This window comes from Pseudomonas sp. DF5 (assembly GCF_058148225.1).
On the sequence record NZ_JBYVYM010000029.1, the window covers coordinates 53,905 to 76,439 of the forward strand.

The following is a 22,535-nucleotide window of genomic DNA, read 5'->3' on the forward strand; positions in this document are numbered from 1 at the left end:
TCGGAACTGAAAAAAATTAGACTATCAGGCTTGAATGTTGGATCCAACATCAGCGTAGACGCTAAAACAAAAGCGGCATCAAGCAGTTGCCAGTAATTTGTGACAAATTACATCGGTTGACTTTACTTGTCATGCCCGGCGGATTGGACGCCATCAAGACGCCATCTCCGGTCCGTTGAGGGTAAGCGCGATTTTGTGAAAGGAACATGAAAAACCGGTAGGTGATTCGTTTTATTTCAAGCCCATACAGGCACTGTTCAGGCTTCTACCGGCTCATCGCATTTTTTGTGGGGAAAGGCGTACAGAAGTGTCCGCCTTGATGGACTTGCACTGCACTGCTTAGTTGTTTTTTTGAATTGTTATATTCAGGGCGATTTCGTTTCTCGCCCATTACCGAGTCATAAGCTTAAGGTTCGCTCAGTACATGAGCATGGCCGATGGTCGACACATGAACTTCGCTGCCAGCGGGTGGCGCGTGCATGCCGGAACTGCGCACCAGTAATGAACGCCCCGGACGCTCATCAGCGCTCAACGTCTGCAATTCAACGGTCAACGTGCAGGTATTACCACCGAAATCGCATTCGGTGACCACTCCACGACAGCCGTCCGAATGCGCGAGGCCGAGGGGCGCGCTGATCAGCTGGAGTTGCTCGGGGCGCAGCATGATTTGCGCTGATTTGTTGTTTCTGTGGTTGTTGACTGGAATACGACCCAGATCACAGTGGGCCCAACCCGCTTCAATTCTGGCCGGCATGACCACGGCATCCCCCAGAAACAGGGCGGTTTGTTCATCGGCAGGATAGCGGTAAAGGTCCAGCGGATGTCCGGATTGTACTAGCCGGCCCTGACGCATCACCGCCAACTGATCGGCGAATGACAACGCTTCACTTTGGTCGTGTGTCACCAGAATGGTCGTGACGCCGGCGTCAGCCAGAAGCCGTGCGACCAATTTGCGCATGGCGGCGCGCAAACCGGTATCGAGCGCCGAGAACGGCTCGTCCAGCAACATCAGCCGTGGTTGTTGCGCCAGGGCCCGGGCCAGCGCGACACGCTGTTGCTGGCCGCCGGAGAGTTCATGCGGCCAACGATTGGCCATGTTCGAATCCAGTGCCACGCTGTCCATCAACTCGGCGATGCGTTCCTGTCTGGCCACGCCTTTGGCCGCAAGCCCGAAACCGATGTTGGCGGCTACGGTCATGTGCGGGAACAGTGCACCATCCTGCGGAACATAGCCGATCAAGCGTTGATGCGCGGGAACCTCGCGGGTGCCGTCGACCAGCATCTGACCATTGAGCGCAAGGCTGCCAGAGTCCGGAAATTCGAAACCGGCGATCATTCGCAGCAAGGTGGTCTTGCCCGAACCGGACGGGCCGACGATAACCGTACGGCTTCCCGTCGGCACCGACAGGCTGATGTTCTCCAGGGCTCGCTGAGAACCGTAGGACTTGCAGATCGAGTGGAGTTCAAGAGCGTTCATCGGCCAGCCGTGCGTTTGGATTGGTGGTAAAGAAGTCCGGTTAACGGAAGCGACAGCAGAATCATGAGCAAGGCATAGGGCGCAGCGGCGGCATAGTCGATTTCACTGGTCATTGCCCAGAAACCGGTAGCCAGGGTGCGCGTGCCATTGGGGGCGAGCAGCAGGGTAGCGGTCAACTCGTTGGTGACTGCCAGAAACACCAGCGCAGCACCAGCGGCGGCACCGGGTGCGGCCAGACGCAGAGTAATCAGCCACAATGCCCGACCGGGCGACCGGCCGAGGCTGCGCGCCATGTTTTCCAGCTCCACCGGCGCCTGGGCGATGCCCGCGCGCAAACTCACCAGGGCGCGGGGCAAAAACATCAGTAAATACGCTAGCAGTACCGTGATGGTGGTCTGGTAAATCGGCCGGGCAAAATGAATCGTCAGGGTCACCAATGCCAGCGCAACGACAATCCCCGGCAACGCGCTGGTAATGTAGTTGCAGCTTTCCAGCACACGTTGCAACGGGCCCGGTGAGCGAATCGACAGCCAGGCGATCGGGATGGCCGCGCATGTGGTAATGAGCGCGCCGGCGGCCCCGAGCATCAGCGTCTGCTCCAGCGCCGGCAACAATTCGCCCAGGTTCCAGACTTGCGTGCCACCGGCGATCAGCCACTTGCCAAGGGTGATCAACGGCACACCGAGTGCCAGCACGCAGGTCATGCCTTGCAGCGTGAGCGCGAGCAGGGTGGTGCGCCCATTCAAGCGCACGGTCCTTTGTTCGCGCGCGCTTCCCGACCCGACCCGGGCGTAGCGCGCCGTGCCGCGAGCAGCCGACTCGGCCGTCAGCATGGCCAGGCAGCAGAGCGCGAGGACGCCGGCCAGCATATTGGCGGCAGGCCCGTTGAAGGTGGACTTGAACTGATCGAAGATCGCCGTGGTGAAGGTGTCGAAGCGAATCATCGCGTACAGGCCATACTCGGCCAGCAGGTGCAGCCCCACCAGCAAGGCACCGCCGCAGATGGCCAGGCGCAATTGCGGCAGCACCACGCGAAAGAACACCGCCCAGGGCTTGAGTCCCAACGATTCGGAGACATCTTCGATGGCCGGATCGAGCCGGCGCAAAGTCGCCGCTATCGGCAGGTAAAGAAACGGGAAATAGGCGATGACCGACACCAGAACGCCGGCAAACAGCCCATGAATCGGTGGCACCAGACTGACCCACGCATAGCTGTGCACGAATGCCGGCACCGCCAGCGGCGCCGTCGCCAGCAGCGACCACCAGCGCCGCCCCGGCAAGTTGGTGCGTTCCGTCAACCAGGCCAGCGCCAGCCCTAGTGCGATGCACAAGGGAATGGTGAATAACACCAGCAGCACGGTGTTGATCAGCAACTCGCCGACGCGTGGGCGCCATACCAGCGTCACAAGCGTCACCCAGCCGGTTTGCACCGATACGCCGATGACGAAAGCAATCGGCAGTAACGCCAGTAACGACACCAGCACCGACAGACTAATCACCCAGGCGCCGCCGCGCCCTGCGAAGACGCCGCGAGAGCGTGTGCGCAAGTTTACAGAGGACGCCGCAGCGACCTCTGCCGGTAGAGTTTCAGGCAGCAATTAGAGCAACCCGGCCTGGGTCATCAGCTCAACCGCTTTTTTGCTGTCGAGTTTCGAGACATCGACAGTCGGGGCGTCGAGTTGCTGCAGCGGCACCAGTTTCGGATTGGACTCTGCGTCCTTGCCCACGGCGTATTCAAACGAGTTGCCGGTCTTGAGGATCGCCTGGCCGTCTTTGCCGGTAATCCATTTCAGGAATGCCTGGGCCTGTTCCTTGTGTTGACTGGAGGCCAGGACGCCGCCACCGGACAGACTGACAAAGGCCCCTGGATCCTTGTGTTTGAAGTACTTCAGCGAAGTGTTCTTGCTGTTCTCGCCGGTCTTGGACTGATCGACGAAGCTGTAATAGTGATAGATCACGCCGCTGTCGATCTGCCCGGCATTGACAGCCTTGAGCACGGCGCTGTTGCCCCGGTAGGCGGTGAAGTTGGTTTTCATGGCTTTCAACCAATCGAGAGTGGCAGCTTCACCCTTGAGTTCCAGTACGGCAGCGACGATAGCCTGGAAGTCGGCACCGGCGGGCGATGCGGCCCAGCGGCCTTTCCAGTTCGGTGCGGCGAGGTCCATCAGCGATTTTGGCAAGTCCGCTTCGGCCAGCTTGCTCGGGTTGTAGACGAACACCGTGGAGCGTGCGGCAATCCCTACCCATTTGCCATGCGCCGGACGATAGGCCGCGCCCACTTGCTCCAGCGTGCTCGGCGCAACCGGAGCAAACAGCCCCGCATTGTCGACCAGCACCATCGCCGGGGAGTTTTCGGTCAGGAACACATCGGCCGGGGAGGCTGCACCTTCTTGCACGATCTGATTGCCCATCTCGGTGTCGTCGCCATTGCGCACGGTCACTTTGATGCCGGTTTCCTTGGTGAAGCCTTCGATCCAGGATTTGGTCAGGCTTTCGTGTTGAGCGTTGTAGACCACGATACCCTCCGTCTGCGCAGCGGCATACACGTGACCAGCACTAAGGAACGCAGTGGTCAGCAATGCGTTTTTAAGGAACGAAGGGATGCGGGAAATCATTCTGTCGACGGCTCCTGTTTTTTAGTCAACACGTGCAGATTCGATAGCGGAACAATGCGAATCATTTGCATGTTTAAGTCGCCGCGAATGTAGAGCGCTAAATGAGAAAAAAACGTCAAAAAAATCGTAAATACATGTCATTTCACTGTCGACGTAAACCCGAACCGACGCCGTAGTGGGTAAAAAGCGTGCGCTGACATTTATTCGCCCCGGGGAATATACGCCACACTCTGGTCTTCACGGCCGTGGAATAGGCGCTCGCCGTTAGTGGGCGCGGTCGTGATGACCTGATGGTCGGCACTCAGGTAGTCCAGCGGTACCGCATCACCGTTGCGGTACTGGGTGATAACGATGGTGCGTTGCGGGTTCCAGTGCTGGCCGCTGGTGTTGTCCAGCCAGGTCATCAGCGCGGCGGTATCGCCGGTGCGAGGAAAGTCCTGGGTTTGCTGCACGTAATAGAAGGGGGCGCCGCCGGTTTGCAGGTACATCGGCACTTTGTTGTCCACCTCGATCATCACCATGCGCCATGTATTGAGCGGTGCGCGTTTGCTGGCCTCAAGCCTGACCGTCTCACCGAACTGAACCACGCCGCCACCGCCGTTGGTCCAGGGATAGAACACACCGAGTATCGCCATCAACAACACAGCGGTCAGGCCGAAACCGATTTTCAATCGGCGACTACCGAACCTGTCTGTGGCGTTGCGTTCGGCCATTCGCCGGGTGATCCACCAGGCGCCCAGCAACTGGGCGAAGGGCACCAGGGGCAACACGTAGTAACTGCGTCGACTGCCGCTGGCGGTGAAAAACAGCATCAACAGACCCAACCCCCAAACCAGCCAGCGCGTATTGGGCTCGACGCTGCGCCAGTGGCGCAGCGCATACCACAACGCCAGCAACCAGCAAGGCGCCCATGGCAGGGTGTAGATCGGGAGGTAAAGCAGGTAGGTGTAGATCGGTCCGATATGGTCGAAGGGCTGGAAAAAACGCACGACGTTTTCCCGCAGCACCAGACCCAGGCCGCTTTCGCCATAAGTTGGCGCGCCGTAGAGTTGCGACAACAGGAAGGGCGTCATGTAAAACGCCCCGGCGATGACCAGGGCTGCGCACAGCCGCAGATTGAGGTGGTGTTTCCAGCGACCTTCCTGCACCACGTGCGGCAACAACAGCAAGCCCGGCAGAATGAAGCCGATCAGGCCTTTGAACAACGAAGTCAGGGACAGCAGCAGGAAAAACACCAGGTAACGGCTGAAGCGCGTGTCTTGCGGCCCGCGCCAATACCACCAGACCGCCGCCAGCACACCGCAGACAGTGAGGATGTCGGCGGTGGCGACCCGTGCCCAGAACACGAAATAGAAGGTGGTCGCCAGCATCCAGCCGGCGATCAACCCGGTGCCTTTGCGCATCAGCTGTTCGCCGATCAAGTACACCAGCCAGACGCTCAGCCAGGCAGCTACCACCGAAGACAAGCGTAATGACCAGTGTCCCAAACCGCCGGTCAACCAGGCCGTGGCCGTGATCAGCCAGTAGGAGGGCAGCGGTTTGTCGTAATACGGCCCGCCCTTGAGGTAGGGATCGAAATAGTCACCACTCTGCAGCATTTGCAACGCGATGTTGGCCCAGCGGGTTTCAGGCCCCCACAACTCCCGCGAACCCAGGCCCAACAACAAAATCAGCGCAGACGCGCCGAGCAGGAGCGCCAATGCGCCCCTGTCACTAGCCCGAAGGTTCATGGCGGGTTTCCTGTAGGAAGAACGGCCTCAGGGGTGGCTCTGCGGGAATATCAGAATCTCCAGGTGGCCGCGCTGATAGCGTTTGCCATCGATGGGCAACATCTCGACCTCCTGCATTTCCGCGACACTGTTAACCCGCATCACCACGCCGACCGCGCCTTTTTTGCGGGCCTCGGTCATCCATTGCCCGACGTTGTCCAGGGTGACTTTACGTGACGCCATGGCGGGATCGTCGAGGCCATATTTCAGCTCGCCGACTGTGTTGAACAGATCGACCTGAGGCCGCTTCAGGCGCCACGACAAGGCTGAAGCCGCGCCCAGATCGTTGCTAAGCAACGATGTCGTCTGACTCAAGGCCTCCAGATGCTCGGCGATGAACTGGTCAGGCATTTGGCTATTGACGATCTGTGCCGGCATCGCTGCCGGCAACAACGCAACCAGCAGCCAGATACCGAATGCCGGCATGGCCCAGAGCACCAGCGGTCGCATGACCTGCAGGGAATTGGCGATGATCCAGCCGAGCAATACGATGAACGCCAGGGACAGGGCGAACATTTCGGTGTTTTCGTAGACTTCTTTGGTGGCTTGCAGATAAAGCAGGGCAATCAGGGCGCAGGTGGCGATAACGACGTTGAGCACGCCGTTGATGCGAATGATCCGGCCTCGCCCTTGATCCAACAGCTCCATCACTGCGTGTCCCATCAGCAACGCCAGAGGCAACAGACACGGCATGATGTAGGTCGGCAGTTTGCCGCTACTGAGGCTGAAGAATGCCAGCGGCAACAACATCCAGAGCAACAGGAAACCGATCACGGGCTGGCGCTTTTGCTGCCACGCCTGGACGAATGTCGTTGGCAACAAGGCAGCCCACGGCAGGCTTGAGGCGACCAGCAGCGGCAAATAGAACCACCACGGCCGCGCGTGTTGCGCATCTTCGCCAGCGAAACGGCGGATGTGTTCGTGCCAGAAGAAAAACCGCCAGAAGTCCGGTTCCTGATGATGAATGGCAAGCACCCACGGCAGGCAGACCACCGTCGCCACGACCATCGCCAGCGGCCCGTAGCGCAACAACTCTCCCAAGCGTCGCTGCCAGATCATGTAGGGCAGGGCGATCAACACCGGCAACAACCAGGCGAGAAACCCCTTGGTCATGAAACCCATGCCACAGGCAAAACCCAACAGCGCCCAGGCGCCGAGTTTGCCGCGGGAAGAATGACTATCGATGGCAAACCACAGTGCGACCAGGCTCAAGTTCACCCAGAGCGTGAATTGCGGATCGAGGTTGGCGTATCCGGCTTGCCCGGCGATCAGGCCGAAGCTCATGTAGAGCAAGGTGCAGATGAAGCTTTTACGCGGGTCATTCCAGAATCGGCGGGCAATCAGGTACGTCAGCCAGACGCTCAACCCGGTGCTCAGTGCCGAAGCGATACGCACACCAAACAGGTTGTCGCCAAACACCGCTTGACTGATGGCGATCATCCAGTAACCGGCGATGGGTTTTTCGAAGTAGCGGATACCCATGAAGTGCGGGGACACCCAGTTACCGCTCAGCAACATTTCCTGACTGATCTGGCCATAACGGGTTTCATCGGGAATCCATAGACCATGGGTGACTAGCGGCAGCAGGTAGAAAACCACGTACGCCAGCAGCAAGCCGGGCACGATCCAGCGTTCGGTGATGGGCAGCGCACGCGCGGTGCCACGCAATAAAGAGCCGTCGGGGTGGGGCAACAAGTTATTGGACGTCATGACTCGACCTTGGCGCAGAAGGATGTTGTTCCGCTAGGTGCACGCGTGTACTAGCGGAACTTCTTACATAAAGCAACACAATAGCGATATGAACTACAGAAGTTGCGTCAGCCATCTAAGGGTTACGGACTAGTTATAGTCTGCCCGAGCAAAAACGCTTTCTCGGCTTCGACTTTTTTTGCCGCGATTATTGTTTCAAGGCTTTGCCGCGCAACAGCGTCTGCCAGTCAGTGGCATTCACGATGCCGAGCACCTGAGGTTGCCCATCGCTGGTAATACGCACGAACAAGGCACTGCCATACTTACTGGTCGTCGCGTGCTCGAAACCGGTCTGGGCTTCGAAATCACTGATGCAACCGCTGTGCGTGACCAACACCAGGTTTCGATGGGCTTGCTTGTGCGCCACCACATCGTTACGCAAGGTTTTGCCGCAGCTGACCAGCCATTCCTGGGTCATCGCGTCTTTGCCGAACATGTAACGCGAGGTTTGCGCCGTGCGGGTGGCCGGGCTGCTCAGCACGTCGGTCTGGGTCATGCCCAACTGCATAAAGCCTTGGCCCACTGTTGTGGCGGCGTCACTGCCGACTCGGGTAATGCCGTCGGCGGGGCCAAGGCACGGATTGCTGGACTGGTCGCAGCGTTCCGTATGGCGAACCAGTACCACCACTTCACCGGCTTGCCAACGATCGATCAGGCTGTTGGTCGCGTCGGACCCGGCGGTCGCCAGATTGACCGGAGATCTGGGCCACAAGACAAACCCGGTGACGAGTGCAGCGATAACCAGAGCGGCGGCTGCCGCGACCAGTTTACCGAGCCGCGATGTAATGATTCGTGCTGTTGGCAGTTTGCGCGATAGATGATTAACCACGTTTTGTTTACCCGTCGGTACGCAATAGAGAACAACTTTCAAATACAACCCTGCGTAACAACGCTTGAAGGGCGATGGAAAGACACTAGTTCAAGGCAGGTGTCGGAGTGGTGAAAGGAATGTGAAAATTTTGCGTAGAAAGATTTCAATACTTATTTAGTTGGTTGTTGCAGCGCTTGTCTTGTTAACGGCAAGGCCCGGGGCTGGGTTTTTCACTGATCCAGCGGATTTGTACCCATCAGAATTGGCGGGTGGAACTCGATAGCCTCCAGCCCAGCGGTTGTCGTTTCACCCTTGAGCTGGAAGGCGCCTGATGACTGTTATTTGGCTGGCGGACAGCTTTTCGATGTACCGGTGGTGGCCTGGCTGATGGTGGCAGCCAAGCGCTTCACATTGTTTTGATGAGCCACCACCAACTCATCGATGCTCGCGCCGGACGGTGTCTGCAAGGTGCTGCGGCAGGTGACCGATGCCGCATCGCCTTCGCCGAAAGTGCGCAGACGCCATTTGACATCGATCAATGCGTACTGACCGGGTATCGAATCGAAACGCTGAACTTCCAGTCGCAACGACACTTTGCGCCGGGGGTTACTGTTGACCAGTTGATCGACCAGGGCGCTGCGCAATTCATCCGACAGGCTCGCGCCCCACCATTGCGTTTCGAGGATTGCCAGGCCGGCGTTGCCTTGACGAATGACGATCTGTGGACGGTCGACCTGAGGCGGCACCGTGATGCTTTCGATCTGGATGTCCGAGCCGCTGCTTGCACCGCCTGGTTGAGTCGGGGTCAGGGTGTGGAATTGAATCGGTTCACTGCGGCAAGCGGCGAGCAACAACAACGCAGTGACCAGCGTGATCTTCAGCGAAAAAGCCATGGTATAGCTCCTGTGGTCAGTTGCGCGGTGGCCCTTGCAGATCCATCGGCGCGGCATTGTCGGGGCGGCCGCGAATCAGCGATTCCGGATGGCGACCCATGTAGTCCGAGAGTTCACGCAACGAGCGCGACATGCGTCCAAGTTCGTCCAGGGTCTGGCTCAGTTGTTCCCTTTGCGGCGAATCTTCGGCGAGGGTCGAACTGGCCGACTGCAAGGTCTTGCTGACGTCCGACAGGGTGGTCTGCACGCCGGGCAGGGTCTTGGCGTTGAACTGTGAGAGGCTTTTGCGCAGCTCGACAAGGTTGCTGTCGAGGTTGCCGGCTATGCGTTCGATAGGCAGCTGGTTGATTTTGTTGACCATGCTTTCCAGTTTTTCCTGCAACTGCTCAAGGCTGCCGGGAATGGTTGGAATAGAGATGGGACGGGCAGCCGGATCGAACGCGACTTTCTCCGCCTTGGGATAGAAGTCGAGCGCAATGTAAAGCTGACCGGTCAACAGATTGCCGCTACGGGCCTGAGCTCGCAGGCCGTTTTCGATGAAGGAGCCTAGCAGGCGCACGGTTGCAGATTCGTCATTGGGGTCATGCTTCAAGGCCTCGAGCATTTTGATGTGAGCCTTACCAAGACGTTGCGGGTAGATCACGATGCCGACATTGACTGGAAAGCTGCGTTTTTTCGCGTCGAAGTCCAGATTGACTGCCACCACCCGGCCGATCTCCACACCAAGAAACTCCACCGGTGCATCAACCTTGAGCCCGCGCAACGCCTGATCGAAACGCAAGCTCAGGAACTGCGCCTTGCCGTTGGGCGGGGCGAGGGCGGTGTGCTCATCCTCGAACAGGTCGAAGGCTTTATCCTCGATGGCCACTTGATCGTTGGGACTGTATTCCGGCGCGCGAAAGGCGACGCCGCCGACCAACAAGGCCGACAGGGATTCGGTCTTCACCGAAAAACCGTTGGCGCCGACATTCACATCAATACCGCTGGCGTTCCAGAACCGGGTGTTCTCGGTGACGAAGGCGTCATTGGGTGAATGCACGAAGATTTCGATGTTCACCCCTTTGCCATCGGCATCCAGTGCATACGCCACCACTTGCCCGACCGGGATCTTGCGGTAGTAGACCGGGGAGCCGATGTCCAGCGAGCCGAGGTCCTGAGTGTGCAACATGAAGCGTTTGCCCGGCTCGCCATAGGTAATGGGCGGAGGGTTTTCCAGTCCGGTAAAGTGTTTGGAGCGGGCATTGGCCTGGCCGATGTCAGCGCCAATGTAATCGCCGGACAGCAGGGTATCGATGCCCGAGACACCGCCGGCACCGATTCGTGGCCGCACGACCCAGAACTGCGAGTCTTCCCGGGTGAAGCTTTCAGCCTGTTTGTCGAGCTGGATCGTGGCGTCGACGCGTTTCTGGTCGCCGCTCAGTTTCACCTCCGAGACGTGGCCGATGACCACGTTGCGGTATTTGACCTCGGTCTTGTTGGCCACGAGGCCGCTACCGGTCTTGAACGTGATGGTGATGCTCGGGCCTTCCTGCAGCCAGCTGTGCACCACCAGGGAAATCCCCACCAACACCGCTACGATCGGCACGATCCATACCAGCGAAACGCTGAAGCGACGAGTCTTGATCGCGGCCTGGCCAGGGGCTTGCGGACCGTCAGTGGCTTGGGACTTCATCCATGGGCTCCTCATCTTGTGGGTTTTGCAGCGCTCTATCCCGCTCGTTATCCCAGATCAGCCGCGGGTCGAAACTCATCGCCGACAGCATGGTGAACACCACCACCAGACCAAAGAACAGAATGCCCGGGCGCGGTTCGATATCGCCCAGGGCCTGGAATTTCACCAATGCGGCCACCAGCGCGACGACAATTACGTCGAGCATCGACCAGTAACCGATCAGCTCGACGAAACGGTAAAGCTTCGAGCGTTCCTTGCGCGCCCAGAAGCTGCCGCGTTGCACCGTGATCAGCAGCAGGGAGAGAGCAACGAACTTGATGCCCGGCACCGCGATGCTGGCAATGAAAATGATCAGCGCAATGTCCCACGCACCGTGTGCCCAGAACTCCAGCACACCGCTCATGATCGTGCTGTCGGAGCCGTTGCCGAACAGACTGGTGTTCATTACCGGCAGCAGATTGGCCGGGATATAAAACACCAGTGAGGCCAGCAGATAGGCCCATGTCCGGGTCAGTGAGTCAGGTTTGCGGGCATGCAACGGCGCACCGCAGCGTTCGCATTCGTGAGGTTGCTCGGTCATGTCGCAGGCCATGCCACAACTGTGGCACAGGCACAGGTTGAGTTCGCTGGCGAGCGGTGGCCTGTTCATAGGGTGTCCCACAGATCACGTACATCGCGCCCGGCGATGCGGATCAGCAACAGGCTGAGGACCGCCAGGGCAAACATGCCGATACCCGGCAGCACATCCAGCAACCCGGCGAGCTTGAACACCGCGACCATGGCTCCCAGCAAGCAGACTTCCAGCATGCTCCAGGGCCTGAGGGTTTCCAGCCAGCGCATGCACAGCTTGAAGCCTGGTGAACGTCGGGAGGTGAGGGCGAAGCTCAATACCCAGATCAACAGGAGCAGTTGGAACATCGGCGCGATGATGATGGAAATCGCCGCCACCAGCGCAATGAAAGTGATCGGCCCCTGGCTCAGCGCCACCACCGAATCCCACAGCGTCGCGCTGTTCTTCATGCCCTTGAGGCTGATGGTCATGACCGGATAGAAATTCGAGAAAGTCCACAGCACGGCTGCCGTGAAACTCAGCGCCAGACGCTGCTGCACCGACAAGCCGTTGTAACGCGCAAGCACACCACCGCAACGGGTGCACAGGGCCTTTTGATGTTTGGCGAGCGTGACTTTTTCATACACGCAGTCGCAGTGCTCGCAGATGATCAATGAAGCAGTCGTCGCCATGGGCAGCACTCGCCGGGAGGCAGAAAAGTCAGAGCACTCCCTCAATATAGAAGTGACTTGCGATTGAGCAAATTAAATGGCTGATCAGGAGGAAGGAGAAGGACGATCATTCCCACGCTCTGTGTGGGAATGATCGCAGTTAACAGAGTTTCAGCCGAGCAATTCGCGCAGGCGATACCAAAACATGCCGAGGGCCAGCAGCGGTGAGCGCAGGGCTCGTCCGCCGGGAAAGGTCATATGCGGCACGGCGCTGAACACGTCCAGCCCCCGGCTGTGCCCGGCATGAATCGCTTCGGCCAGCAGCCGGGCGCACCAGTGGGTCACGTTCAGGCCATGGCCGGAGTAACCCTGGGCGTAGAACACGTTCGGGTACTGGCTCAAGCGTCCGGCCTGGGGGAAGCGGTTGGCGGTGATGCCGATCTTGCCGCCCCATTGATAGTCGATGCGCACATCCGCCAATTGCGGGAAGACCTTGAGCATTTTCGGCCGCATATAGGCGCCGATGTCCACGGGGTCGCGCCCGGAATAATGGCAGGCACCGCCGAACAACAAGCGTCGATCCGCCGAGAGCCGGTAGTAGTCGAGACCGACCTTCTGGTCGCACAGCGCCAGGTTCCGCGGGATCAATTGCGCGGCCAACGCAGGCGGCAAAGGTTCGGTGGCGATGATGTAACTGCCCGCCGGCAGTACCTTGCCGCTCAGGCGCGGCTCGATTTCTTCCAGATGCGCGTTACAGGCCAGCACCAGACTGCCGGCGCGTACCGTACCGCTGGCGCAGCGCACCTGCACGGTGCTGCCGTGGACCAATTCCAGCACCGGGCTCTGCTCGAAAATCCGTACCCCGAGGGATTGCGCCAGCCGCGCTTCGCCGAGCACCAGATTGAGAGGATGCAGGTGCCCCGAACCCATGTCGATCAGACCGCCGGCATAAACGTCCGAGCCCACCACATCCCGGCGGATATGCTCGGGGCCGACGAGGCGGGTTTCATGGGCGTACCCCAACTCGGCGAGGCTTTGCAGCTCAGCCTTGAACGCGGCGAACTGCGCCGGGGTATTGGCCAGTTCGCAGAAACCCCAGCGCAGGTCGCAATCGATGCCATGTTCACGGATGCGATTGCTCACCAGTTCCACGGACTCGATGCCCGCACGCTCCAGATAACGCACGCCTTCCTCGCCGACATAACGGGCGAACCCGCTGACGTCATGGCCGATGCCACGGATCAACTGGCCGCCGTTACGCCCGCTGGCTCCCCAGCCGATTCGCCGGCCCTCCAGCAGAGTCACCGAGAGCCCACGCTGCGCCAGTTCGATCGCGGTGTTGACACCGGTGAACCCGCCGCCGATCACACAGACATCGGCCTCAATATCCGAGTCCAGCGTGGGGTAGGGCGCCATTCCATTGGCTGACGCCGCGTAGTAGGAGCGGGCATGTTGGTTGTCGTGCTGATTCATTGGTTGGACTTCACTTTGCTCCAGGAACGGGTCATCAAACGCATGATCGCCTGGGGCGGGGTGGTGGAAATGTAGAGTTTGTCGAGGACGTCCTGGGGTGGGTAGACCTCTGGATTATTGACCAACTCAGCATCCATGTAGGCCTTGGCCGCCGGGTTGGGATTGGCGTAACCCACCGAGGCGCTGACCTTGGCGATCACTTGCGGGTCCAGCAGGTTGTTGATGAAGGCGTGGGCTTCTTTCGGGTTGCTGGCGTCGGCGGGAATTGCCAGCAGGTCGAACCACAGGTTGCTGCCTTCTTTCGGGATCGAGTAGGCGATGTTCACGCCGTTCTTCGCTTCCTTGGCGCGATTGGCCGCCTGGAACACGTCGCCGGAGTAACCGAAGGCCACGCAGATGTCGCCGTTGGCCAGGTCCGAGACGTACTTGGAGGAATGGAAGTAGGTGATGTAAGGCCGGATGCTCAAGAGTTTGGCTTCGGCTTTTTTAAAGTCCTCAGGGTTTTCGCTGCGTGGGTCCATGCCCATGTAGTTGAGGACTGCCGGGAATACTTCATCAGCCGAGTCCATCATCGACACGCCGCACTGGCTGAGTTTCTTCAGGTTCTCGGGTTCGAAAAACACGGCCCAGGAATCGATGTGATCAATGCCCAGCACTTGCTTGACCTTGTCGACGTTGTAGCCGATGCCGTTGGTGCCCCACAGATACGGTACGGAATGCGCGTTCTGCGGATCGTTTTTCTCCAGCAGCGTCAGCAGTTTCGGGTCGAGGTTTTTGAAGTTGGGCAGTTGCGAGCGATCCAGTTTGAGGAACGCGCCGGCCTTCACCTGCCGGGCGAGAAAGTGATTGGACGGCACCACCACGTCATAGCCGGTGCGGCCGGCGAGCAGTTTGCCTTCCAGGGTTTCGTTGGAGTCGAATACGTCGTAGATCACCTTGATCCCGGTTTTCGCCTGGAAGTCAGCGAGGGTGGTCTCGCCGATGTAATCGGTCCAGTTGTAGACGCTGACGCTCGGCTGAGCCTGCGCCCCGGCGCTGAACAACACCGCCAGCGCGACCGGAACCACGGATTTCAATAGACGCATATCGACACCTCTTCGGGTAATACCGATCAGTTAAGCCATTTCAGCCGCGACGCTCCTTGTAGCAGCTGGCGAAGCCTGCGTTCGGCTGCGTAGCAGTCGTAAAACCAGAAATTGCGGTCCGTCAGACAGACTGCGTCAGCTGGATTCACGACTGCTATGCAGCCGAACGCAGGCTTCGCCAGCTGCTACAGACCGCATTACGACTTGATTGACTGGCATTAACCTCTTCGGGTTGTTTGGATCGGGGTTAGACGCTGAGCAGCAGGAACTCGCGCTCCCAGGAGCTGATCACACGCTTGAAATTCTCGTGTTCGGCGCGCTTGACCGCGACATACCCCCGGACGAATTTGCTGCCCAGGTAGCGCTTGATGGTTTCGCACTCTTCCATGCGCGTGAGGGCGTCCTCGATGGTGATCGGCAGGCGCAGGTTGCGTCGCTCGTAGGCACGGCCCTGTACAGCGGCGCTCGGTTCGACCTTTTCGACCATGCCCAGGTAGCCGCACAACAGGCTCGCGGCGATCGCCAGGTAAGGGTTGGCGTCGGCGCCCGGCAAACGGTTTTCCACGCGCATGGCGTCGGGGCTCGAGGTCGGCACGCGCAGGCCGACGGTGCGGTTTTCTTCGCCCCATTCGACGTTGACCGGTGCCGAGGTGTCGGGCAGGAAGCGGCGGAACGAATTGACGTTGGGCGCGAACATCGGCAGCACTTTTGGGATGTACTTTTGCAGGCCGCCGATGTGGTGCAGGAACAGCTCGCTCATCTGCCCGTCGGCCTCGGCGAAAATCGGCTGACCAGTGGTGATGTCCACCACGCTTTGATGGATATGCATGGCACTGCCGGGCTCGTCACCGATGGGTTTGGCCATGAACGTCGCGGTGACGTTGTGCTTGAGCGCCGCCTCGCGCAGGGTACGTTTGAACACGGTGATCTGGTCCGCCAGGTCCAGCGCATCGCCATGACGGAAGTTGATTTCCATCTGCGCCGGGCCGTCTTCGTGGATCAGCGTGTCGAGGTCCAGGCCCTGGAGTTCGCACCAGTCGTAGACGTCTTCAAACAGTGGATCGAACTCGTTGGCGGCGTCGATGGAAAACGACTGGCGGCCACTTTCCGCCCGGCCCGAACGGCCCAATGGTGCCTTGAGCGGCAAGTCCGGGTCTTCGCAGCGCTGGGTCAGGTAGAACTCCATTTCCGGCGCGACAATCGGCTGCCAGCCTTTGTCGGTGTAAAGCTGCAGCACTTTCTTCAGCACGTTGCGCGGCGACAGTTCGATGGGGTTGCCGAATTTGTCGAAGGTGTCGTGGATCACGATGGCGGTGGGTTCGATGGCCCATGGCACCACGTAAACCGCGTCGGCGACGGGCTTGCAGACCATGTCGATGTCGGCCGGGTCGAGCAGGTCGTAGTAGATGTCGTCGTCGACAAAGTCCCCGGTTACCGTTTGCAACAGCACACTTTCCGGCAGGCGCATGCCTCGCTCATGCAGGAACTTGTTGGTGGGTGCGATCTTGCCGCGAGCAATGCCGGTCAAGTCGCTGACCACACACTCGACCTCGGTAATCTTGTGATCTTTCAGCCACGTGAACAGCTGATCGAAAGGGACATTCATAAAGACCTCATTGTGGGTTTGATTGACGCCGGGGAAGGCGGCTTCATCCACCGGACACTTCCCCTGTGGCGCGTTGACGACTATCTTGGGCGAGCCTCGGCGTTCCATCTATCCACTTTCAGCAGCACCAAAACGCACCAAACGAGTGCGTAAGGTCACCCCATGACAACGTGCAAACCGCTACAGGTTCAAGCCTTCGACACCGCCGACGTGGCCGAGCAGATCCGCGCCACACCGGGTTGGGTGCAGCACTATCAGCAGATGTCGCCGGGGCATTTCGCCGGGCGGGTACGCTATCTGGACTTGCAAGGCGTGGAGATTTACGAGGAACAGATGAACACCCGCGTGGAGCAGAATTTCAGCGCTCCCGAAGGTTCGCTGGCGTTCTGTTTCGATCGCAGCGACAACTCGCTTTACGTGTTGAACGGCGAAAGCCGCAACATCTGGATCACCCCGGAGAACTATCAGGAAATCGCCGTGGTGTTCGGGCCGCAATTCGTTCAACGCCATGGCCTGGACGTGGCGCGGCTCGAAGGCTTGTTCATGTCGCCGCTCAATTGCGGGCAGAACGCGCTGTTCAGCCGCTGGTTGAGCGGCACGTTGACGCGGCTGGCGCAGACGCTGGACCCGCCGAGCAAAGAGGCATTGACCCAACAGTTGCTGGAGGACTGTTTGTTTATCCTCGACAACGCTTGTGTGTGCCTGGACCGCGCAGGCCTGCAGCGTCGGGCCGAAGAGCGAACGGTCATGAAGCGTGTCGCCGAATGGGCCGCCGATACCCCGGAAGAAACCCTCAATTTGCTCGAACTGTCCCAGGTGGCCGGGGTTTCGTTGCGTCAGTTACAGCACGCATTCAAGGCGTACACCGGAATGACACCCACACATTGGTTGCGCTTGCGTCGGCTCAATAGCGCGCGCCGTGAATTGCTCAGCCGAACAGACAGGGAAACGACCGTCGCGCAAGTGGCGATGCACTGGTCGTTCTGGCATTTGGGGCGATTTTCCAGCAGCTATCGAGCGTTGTTCCAGGAGCTTCCCAGCCAGACGCTCGCAAGGGCTGGTTATCCGGTAACCCGCTGACTTTCACTGATCGGGCTGACTGAAGCCCGGCGTTCGCTGCCGCTGTTCGATGAGATGAACCATCAGGTCGGCATAAAGCGTGAGGGCGATAAACAGTCCCATGCGCACGGCGAAGGCGGTATAGACGTCTTTCCCGGCAAGACTGTCCTGAACCGATTGGCCAAGCAGAATGATCAGCGTGACCAGGGTGTTGAGCCAGAACCCCGGGGTTTGCCGAGTCGGACTCAGGGCATAGAGCTTGCGCGCCAACAGCAAGCCGAACAGCAGCATCCACAGAAAGAACATCCACAGGTGCACGAACAGACTGAGCGCGGTCCAGAACATTATCGCCAGCAGCCCGCCCATCAAGGTCGAACCGAGCAGTTCGCGACTGGCATTGCGCGTCGTTACCGTCGAACTCTGCTGACCAAGACTGACCGCTTTCAAAATGATCGGCAGATAACTGGCCGGGTCGATCAGCGCCAGCAGGAACGCCGGTATGACGATCAGGGTGGCACGCAGCGCAATCCTCGCCACTTCCTGCGCCGGCAGAGTGCTGGCGGCGGGTGGGGAGGGTGCATTGGGCGGGTCGGGAAACAGCCAGTGACTGATCGCCACAACGATGACGGCGAGGATCAAACCTTTGACCAAAGCACCGATGACCATGATCGCCAGATCGAACTCGGCAACGCCGGCCGAGGAAATCATCGTCAGGCCGATGATCAGAAAGGTCATGACCAAGGCGTTGCCACCGCGCAACCCGAAACCAAAGGCCAGGAACAGACTGACACCGATCAGCAGCACGCCGCTGAGAGGGTAATAACGCAAGACCGGAATCAGCAACAGGCCGATGCCGGTGGTCAACATCGCGACCACCGCCAGTATCAGCCCGGCCTTGAATGGCAGCGGCTTGTTAAGCGTGGCCAACAGCAACACGGCGAGCACCGGTGCAAGGAAGGGGATCGGCAGTGCCAGGCCGAAACTGACCGCCAGGCACAGCGCCGTGCCCGTGGCGAGACGCAGTGCGCGTTGCACACGCGGCGCACGTTTAGTAGGCATAAGACAGCCAGCTCATCAGCCACACGAACAAGCGTCCAAGGGGATTGAGCGGATTGTTCTGCGTCGGGAAAGCCATGACTTCGGCCTGGCCGCCGGCACGCACGGCACGACTGTCACGCAGGACTTTCGTCGCCTCTTCGGAAAACTCGATGATCACCGGAAAGCGTTGCGCCGGGCGCAGCCAGTCGCGACTGTTTTGCACCGTGGGCAAGGTGCCCGGTGCGGGCGTTTGCCCCACACTGACGCCGTAACCGACGCTGCGCACCCTTCCTTCGAAAATTTCCCCCGGCAGAGCGTCCAGCACGATGGACACCGGGGTTCCGGGTTTGACCCGACCCAGGTTGTTCTCGGTCATGTCCGCACTGATCCACATGTCATGAATGGCAATCAAGGTCATGACTGGCGTGCCGACCGCGGCGAATTGCCCGACGTCGGTGCGCAGGTCAGTAATCAAACCCGCCGAGCGCGCGCGAACCTGAGTGTTGGCCATGTCGAGTTCGGCTTTTGACAATGCCGTGGCGGCACTGCGCAACAGCGCGTTGTCTTCCTCGCTGCCGCCTTCCTGCTCGCGGGCACGCTGGACTTCGGCACGGGCCGCAGCGACCTGGCTGACAGCCTGTTCACGGCTGGCCCGCGACGCTTCAAGCAGGCGCACGGAAATGGTTCCGCGGTCTTGGCGGTACAAGCTTTCAAGGCGGTCGTTATCTTGCCGGGCCTTGAGTTCATTGGCTTGGGCCGCCCGCAATGAAGCTTGCGCTGAGGCGATGCCGGCGGTGCTGGCACCGATCTGGCGGCGAGTAGACTCAAGGTCAGCCCGTGCGCGGTCGGCGGCTATTTGATAGGGCTGCTGATCGACCTCGAACAGCACATCGCCGGCCTTGACGTCCTGGTTGTTGCGCACGTTCACGCGGATCACCCGACCCGCCACTTCCGCGGCCACTGGAATCACAAAGGCACCGACCCTGGCCTGTTGCGTATACGGCGTGAAACGGTCAGCCGACAAGTACCAGGCCAGGCTCAGGACGATCAGCAGCATCACCCATTTGATGCCCTTCTTTGCGGGATCGGCAGCCGGTTCGGGCGCCTTGGGCGAGGGCGCTTCAGTGGTGGGCGGTGAGGGTTCACTCATCGGCTTTGACCTTGTCTGGCATGGAAGAGGGGGCTCGCGAAGGGGCCGGTTCATTCAGCAGGTTGCCCCAGTCGGTGCGGTGTTCCATTTGTTGGCGTGTGTCTGGGTCGACAGTCGGCTGGGCGCTGTACCAGCCACCGCCAAGGGCTTTGTACAGGGCGATCAGGTTGCTCACGGCATTACTGCGGCTGATCAGGTAATTGTCCTGTTGTTCGAGCAATGCGCGCTGGGCATCGAGCACGCGCTGGAAGTCCGAGTAACCCTCGCGGTATTGGCTGTTGGCCAGGCTCAGCGAGCGCTTGGCGGCGGCCTGCGCTTCAAGCAGGATGCGCTCGCGTTCCAGCGATTTGCTCAAGCCGCTGGCGGCGTCATCGGCTTCGCGCGCGGCCTGGCGGACTTTGTCGCGATAAACCTCGATCAGTTGTTGCAACCGCGCATCCTGTACCCGCACGTTGTTGCTGATCTGGCCGTGATCAAACAGGTTCCAGCGCAAACTGGGGCCACCGATCAGGTCCAGGCTGTTGGAAGTGCCACTCAATGAGTCGGTCGACCAGACGATGCTGCCGAGCAAGGTCAGCGACGGATAGAAATCGGTTTCTGCCACGCCGATCAGTGCCGATTGGGCGGCGACGTTGAGTTCGGCGGCGCGTACGTCCGGACGACGCAACAGCAGGTTGGCGGGTACGTCTTGCAGTACGGCCCGATCGATCAGCGGAATCAGCCCCTGGTTTTCCAGCAGTTGGGGCAAGGCGCTGGGCGGTTGTCCGATCAGCACGGCCAACGCGTTGCGGGTGCTCAGCACTTGCCCTTCAAATACCGGAATGCTGCTCAAGGTGCCGAGGTACTGAGTCTTGGCCTGCTGCACGTCGAGCTCGGCGCTCTGGCCGCTGTTGAACAGTTTTTCGGTGATTTCAAAGTTGCGCTTTTGCTGTACGGCGTTTTCTCGGGCGACGCGTAAACGCGCTTCGGTGGTGCGCAATGAGAAGTAAGTGTCGGCCACTTGAGCGCGTAGCAGTACCAGTACGTCTTCATAATTGGCTTGAGCCGCGAAGTAACTGGCATCGGACGATTCGATGGCTCGACTGAAGCGCCCCCAGAAATCCAGCTCCCAACCGACATCAAAGCCCACGTTGTGTTGCCAGAAATGGCTGTCTTGCGGGTTATTGCCGCCGTATTGCCGACGGTTGATGTACAAGCTCTCGGCGCTGGCCTGTTGCAGTTGCGGATAGCGTCCGCTTTGGGCAATCCCCAACCGGGCACGGGCTTCGATCACGCGAAGGCCGGCAATCTTCAGATTGGAATTGCGCGCATCCGCTTCGGCGATCAACCCGTCGAGGACCGGGTCGGCAAACACTTGCCACCACTGGCGCACATCGGGATTGGGGCGTCTTTGGCTGGCCTGTTCAAGCGCAGGACTGCTCCAGAGTTTTGTCCAGGCCTCGCCCGGGGCTTGAAAATCCGGCCCCAGACGCACGCAGCCGCCAAGAGCGAAGGCGCTCAGTAGAAGCAGCCGACCCAAGCGCGTCAGCATCGCAGCACTGCAAGTAGGTCACGGGAAAACGTCATCCTAGCGTCCCCAATATTGAATGCCCTGACTGTGCGGGCTTGAACCGGTTCCGCTTAGGTTAGTACAGCCAAGACAAACACAAGGTCATGTTTGACAAACAGGGCACCGAGCAACTGCTACGCTTCTGAAAGTTATTCATTCGGGCCATACAATGAAGGGTACGAAACCATGAGCAGCCCCCAGGACAACACTGCACCCAGCTCTGCCGGTTGGCGCTTCAAACTGGGCATCGTGATTATCTGTTTGATACTGGGATCCTGGCTGTTGGTGCCACTCGCCGCCGCCGCGGATGTGCCCGGCCCAAAAATTGCGGCGCTGACCGGCATCCTGTTTATCAGTAACAAGATCATGTTGATCCTCGCCATTGCCGTCATGGGCAAGTCCGGCTTTCAGCAACTCAAGCGCAGCGTGTTTGGCTACGTCTCCACGCTCGCACCAGCGGATCTGGAAGTAGGCCCGGCACGCCATCGAATTGGCCTGGTGATGTTTTGCCTGCCGCTGATCTCATCATTTCTCGAACCCTACGTGGACACGCTGTGGCCGGGATTGAGACCGAACCTCTGGCAGGTCCAGGCGCTGGGCGATGCCATGTTGATCGGCAGCTTTTTCGTACTGGGGGGGAATTTCTGGGACAAGGTGCGTGCGTTGTTTATCCGCACCGCACGCGTGGTGAATACAAGTACGGTGTGATTGCTTCTAACGGGAGATGATCCCGTGATCGATGGCGTACTTTACGAGGGCAGCGGGTTTGTCGATGTTGAGCTTGCGACGGATACTCAGGCGATGGGTTTCCACCGTCCGGACACTGATATCCAGCTCGCGAGCCATTTCCTTGTTGTTCAACCCTTGAGCCATTTTGTACAGCACCTGGCTCTCGCGCGGAGTCAGTTCATTATCGGTGCTTTTATCAGCGATGAGCCGTTGCGCGATTTCGGCGCTGTAGAACGTCCCGCCACTGACAATGGCTTCAATGGCCGCAATGATTTCCCGTGAAGGGGCGTTCTTCAGTACATAGCCGCTGGCGCCCGAACGAACGGATTCACTGACGTATTCGTAGTTGTCGTACATGCTCAGCACCAACACCTTGAGCGACGGGTATTGGTTGCGTAACAGCCGGGTCAGCTCGAGTCCGTTGATGTCCTTCAGGCTGATGTCCACCAGCAGCAGATCCGGCTGGCAGCGCCCGACCATTTCAATGGCGTCGGCGCCATTCTCGGCTTCGCCCACCACTTCCAGCGGCGCCATGACCGCCAGCAACGACTTGATCCCGTCACGGACCAGTGAGTGATCGTCGACCAGGGCGACGCGGATCGGGTAGGGCAGGTTCATCGCAGGCATTCACTCTAATTG

Annotated in this window: 19 protein-coding genes; 2 read left to right on the plus strand and 17 right to left on the minus strand. The window is 59.5% G+C overall.

The window, feature by feature from the left end:
- Positions 1-406: 406 nt before the first annotated feature.
- The 13 genes from AC30D7_RS23630 to AC30D7_RS23690 all read right to left on the minus strand — a co-directional run bounded on the left by AC30D7_RS23630 (position 407) and on the right by AC30D7_RS23690 (position 16,371).
- Entirely contained in the window at positions 407-1,477 is a 1,071-nt protein-coding gene (locus tag AC30D7_RS23630; RefSeq protein ID WP_490135692.1) for an ABC transporter ATP-binding protein, read from the minus strand.
- A complete protein-coding gene (locus AC30D7_RS23635; protein ID WP_490135723.1) occupies positions 1,474-3,072 on the minus strand; it encodes an ABC transporter permease in 1,599 nt (532 codons plus the stop codon). The genes AC30D7_RS23630 and AC30D7_RS23635 overlap by 4 nt, the downstream gene beginning before the upstream one ends.
- Before the next feature lie 3 nt (positions 3,073-3,075).
- On the minus strand, positions 3,076-4,092 hold the full coding sequence (locus tag AC30D7_RS23640; protein ID WP_490135693.1) for an iron ABC transporter substrate-binding protein: 1,017 nt from the start codon (positions 4,090-4,092) through the stop codon (positions 3,076-3,078).
- A 200-nt stretch (positions 4,093-4,292) separates the two neighbouring features.
- Positions 4,293-5,822: an ArnT family glycosyltransferase gene (locus AC30D7_RS23645; RefSeq protein WP_490135694.1), complete on the minus strand. Its 1,530-nt coding sequence runs from the start codon at positions 5,820-5,822 to the stop codon at positions 4,293-4,295.
- A gap of 27 nt (positions 5,823-5,849) precedes the next feature.
- Complete coding sequence (arnT, locus tag AC30D7_RS23650) at positions 5,850-7,571, minus strand: lipid IV(A) 4-amino-4-deoxy-L-arabinosyltransferase (RefSeq protein WP_490135695.1); 1,722 nt, start codon at positions 7,569-7,571, stop codon at positions 5,850-5,852.
- A 187-nt stretch (positions 7,572-7,758) separates the two neighbouring features.
- Complete coding sequence (gene pmrG / locus AC30D7_RS23655) at positions 7,759-8,439, minus strand: lipopolysaccharide core heptose(II)-phosphate phosphatase PmrG (RefSeq protein ID WP_490135696.1); 681 nt, start codon at positions 8,437-8,439, stop codon at positions 7,759-7,761.
- Positions 8,440-8,759: 320 nt separating this feature from the next.
- Positions 8,760-9,314 carry a PqiC family protein gene (locus AC30D7_RS23660; protein ID WP_490135697.1) on the minus strand — a complete coding sequence of 185 codons (555 nt, stop codon included), beginning with the start codon at positions 9,312-9,314 and terminating at the stop codon, positions 8,760-8,762.
- A gap of 16 nt (positions 9,315-9,330) precedes the next feature.
- A complete protein-coding gene (locus tag AC30D7_RS23665) occupies positions 9,331-10,986 on the minus strand; it encodes a PqiB family protein (RefSeq protein ID WP_490135698.1) in 1,656 nt (551 codons plus the stop codon).
- Positions 10,967-11,635, minus strand: coding sequence for a paraquat-inducible protein A (locus AC30D7_RS23670; protein WP_490135699.1), 669 nt, complete (start codon positions 11,633-11,635; stop codon positions 10,967-10,969). The genes AC30D7_RS23665 and AC30D7_RS23670 overlap by 20 nt, the downstream gene beginning before the upstream one ends.
- Entirely contained in the window at positions 11,632-12,228 is a 597-nt protein-coding gene (locus tag AC30D7_RS23675; protein WP_204123351.1) for a paraquat-inducible protein A, read from the minus strand. The genes AC30D7_RS23670 and AC30D7_RS23675 overlap by 4 nt, the downstream gene beginning before the upstream one ends.
- A 150-nt stretch (positions 12,229-12,378) precedes the next feature.
- Positions 12,379-13,680 carry an NAD(P)/FAD-dependent oxidoreductase gene (locus AC30D7_RS23680; RefSeq protein WP_490135700.1) on the minus strand — a complete coding sequence of 434 codons (1,302 nt, stop codon included), beginning with the start codon at positions 13,678-13,680 and terminating at the stop codon, positions 12,379-12,381.
- Positions 13,677-14,765 carry a polyamine ABC transporter substrate-binding protein gene (locus AC30D7_RS23685; protein WP_019578877.1) on the minus strand — a complete coding sequence of 363 codons (1,089 nt, stop codon included), beginning with the start codon at positions 14,763-14,765 and terminating at the stop codon, positions 13,677-13,679. Before AC30D7_RS23685 ends, AC30D7_RS23680 begins: the two co-directional genes overlap by 4 nt.
- A 247-nt stretch (positions 14,766-15,012) precedes the next feature.
- A complete protein-coding gene (locus AC30D7_RS23690) occupies positions 15,013-16,371 on the minus strand; it encodes a glutamine synthetase family protein (RefSeq protein WP_490135701.1) in 1,359 nt (452 codons plus the stop codon).
- Positions 16,372-16,533: 162 nt separating this feature from the next.
- Here AC30D7_RS23690 and AC30D7_RS23695 point away from each other — a divergent pair, with 162 nt between their 5' ends.
- A complete protein-coding gene (locus AC30D7_RS23695; RefSeq protein ID WP_490135702.1) occupies positions 16,534-17,451 on the plus strand; it encodes a helix-turn-helix domain-containing protein in 918 nt (305 codons plus the stop codon).
- 3 nt (positions 17,452-17,454) lie between these two features.
- On the opposite strand, the gene AC30D7_RS23700 is transcribed toward AC30D7_RS23695, so the two are convergent.
- Genes AC30D7_RS23700 through AC30D7_RS23710 form a run of 3 tightly spaced genes read right to left on the minus strand, consistent with a single transcriptional unit; the run spans position 17,455 to position 21,149 of the window.
- Positions 17,455-18,489, minus strand: a complete 1,035-nt coding sequence (locus tag AC30D7_RS23700; RefSeq protein WP_490135703.1) for a DUF2955 domain-containing protein — start codon at positions 18,487-18,489, stop codon at positions 17,455-17,457.
- A complete protein-coding gene (locus AC30D7_RS23705; RefSeq protein ID WP_490135704.1) occupies positions 18,479-19,618 on the minus strand; it encodes an HlyD family secretion protein in 1,140 nt (379 codons plus the stop codon). Before AC30D7_RS23705 ends, AC30D7_RS23700 begins: the two co-directional genes overlap by 11 nt.
- Positions 19,611-21,149, minus strand: a complete 1,539-nt coding sequence (locus AC30D7_RS23710; protein WP_490135705.1) for an efflux transporter outer membrane subunit — start codon at positions 21,147-21,149, stop codon at positions 19,611-19,613. The genes AC30D7_RS23705 and AC30D7_RS23710 overlap by 8 nt, the downstream gene beginning before the upstream one ends.
- 204 nt (positions 21,150-21,353) lie before the next feature.
- Between AC30D7_RS23710 and AC30D7_RS23715 the strand changes: the two genes are divergently transcribed.
- Positions 21,354-21,875 carry a transporter suffix domain-containing protein gene (locus tag AC30D7_RS23715; protein WP_490135706.1) on the plus strand — a complete coding sequence of 174 codons (522 nt, stop codon included), beginning with the start codon at positions 21,354-21,356 and terminating at the stop codon, positions 21,873-21,875.
- A gap of 6 nt (positions 21,876-21,881) precedes the next feature.
- On the opposite strand, the gene AC30D7_RS23720 is transcribed toward AC30D7_RS23715, so the two are convergent.
- A complete protein-coding gene (locus AC30D7_RS23720; protein ID WP_490135707.1) occupies positions 21,882-22,514 on the minus strand; it encodes a response regulator in 633 nt (210 codons plus the stop codon).
- Positions 22,515-22,535: the final 21 nt, after the last annotated feature.

Excerpts from the sequence above, each read along its gene's own strand:
- AC30D7_RS23645 (WP_490135694.1), bottom strand. The coding sequence starts at position 5,822 with ATGAACCTTCGGGCTAGTGACAGGGGCGCATTGGCGCTCCTGCTCGGC.
- arnT (WP_490135695.1), bottom strand. The coding sequence starts at position 7,571 with ATGACGTCCAATAACTTGTTGCCCCACCCCGACGGCTCTTTATTGCGT.
- AC30D7_RS23690 (WP_490135701.1), bottom strand. The coding sequence starts at position 16,371 with ATGAATGTCCCTTTCGATCAGCTGTTCACGTGGCTGAAAGATCACAAG.
- AC30D7_RS23630 (WP_490135692.1), bottom strand. The coding sequence starts at position 1,477 with ATGAACGCTCTTGAACTCCACTCGATCTGCAAGTCCTACGGTTCTCAG.
- AC30D7_RS23720 (WP_490135707.1), bottom strand. The coding sequence starts at position 22,514 with ATGAACCTGCCCTACCCGATCCGCGTCGCCCTGGTCGACGATCACTCA.
- AC30D7_RS23695 (WP_490135702.1), top strand. The coding sequence starts at position 16,534 with ATGACAACGTGCAAACCGCTACAGGTTCAAGCCTTCGACACCGCCGAC.
- AC30D7_RS23715 (WP_490135706.1), top strand. The coding sequence starts at position 21,354 with ATGAGCAGCCCCCAGGACAACACTGCACCCAGCTCTGCCGGTTGGCGC.
- AC30D7_RS23640 (WP_490135693.1), bottom strand. The coding sequence starts at position 4,092 with ATGATTTCCCGCATCCCTTCGTTCCTTAAAAACGCATTGCTGACCACT.
- AC30D7_RS23670 (WP_490135699.1), bottom strand. The coding sequence starts at position 11,635 with ATGAACAGGCCACCGCTCGCCAGCGAACTCAACCTGTGCCTGTGCCAC.
- AC30D7_RS23705 (WP_490135704.1), bottom strand. The coding sequence starts at position 19,618 with ATGAGTGAACCCTCACCGCCCACCACTGAAGCGCCCTCGCCCAAGGCG.
- AC30D7_RS23660 (WP_490135697.1), bottom strand. The coding sequence starts at position 9,314 with ATGGCTTTTTCGCTGAAGATCACGCTGGTCACTGCGTTGTTGTTGCTC.
- AC30D7_RS23675 (WP_204123351.1), bottom strand. The coding sequence starts at position 12,228 with ATGGCGACGACTGCTTCATTGATCATCTGCGAGCACTGCGACTGCGTG.
- AC30D7_RS23700 (WP_490135703.1), bottom strand. The coding sequence starts at position 18,489 with ATGCCTACTAAACGTGCGCCGCGTGTGCAACGCGCACTGCGTCTCGCC.
- AC30D7_RS23710 (WP_490135705.1), bottom strand. The coding sequence starts at position 21,149 with ATGCTGACGCGCTTGGGTCGGCTGCTTCTACTGAGCGCCTTCGCTCTT.
- AC30D7_RS23680 (WP_490135700.1), bottom strand. The coding sequence starts at position 13,680 with ATGAATCAGCACGACAACCAACATGCCCGCTCCTACTACGCGGCGTCA.
- AC30D7_RS23685 (WP_019578877.1), bottom strand. The coding sequence starts at position 14,765 with ATGCGTCTATTGAAATCCGTGGTTCCGGTCGCGCTGGCGGTGTTGTTC.
- AC30D7_RS23665 (WP_490135698.1), bottom strand. The coding sequence starts at position 10,986 with ATGAAGTCCCAAGCCACTGACGGTCCGCAAGCCCCTGGCCAGGCCGCG.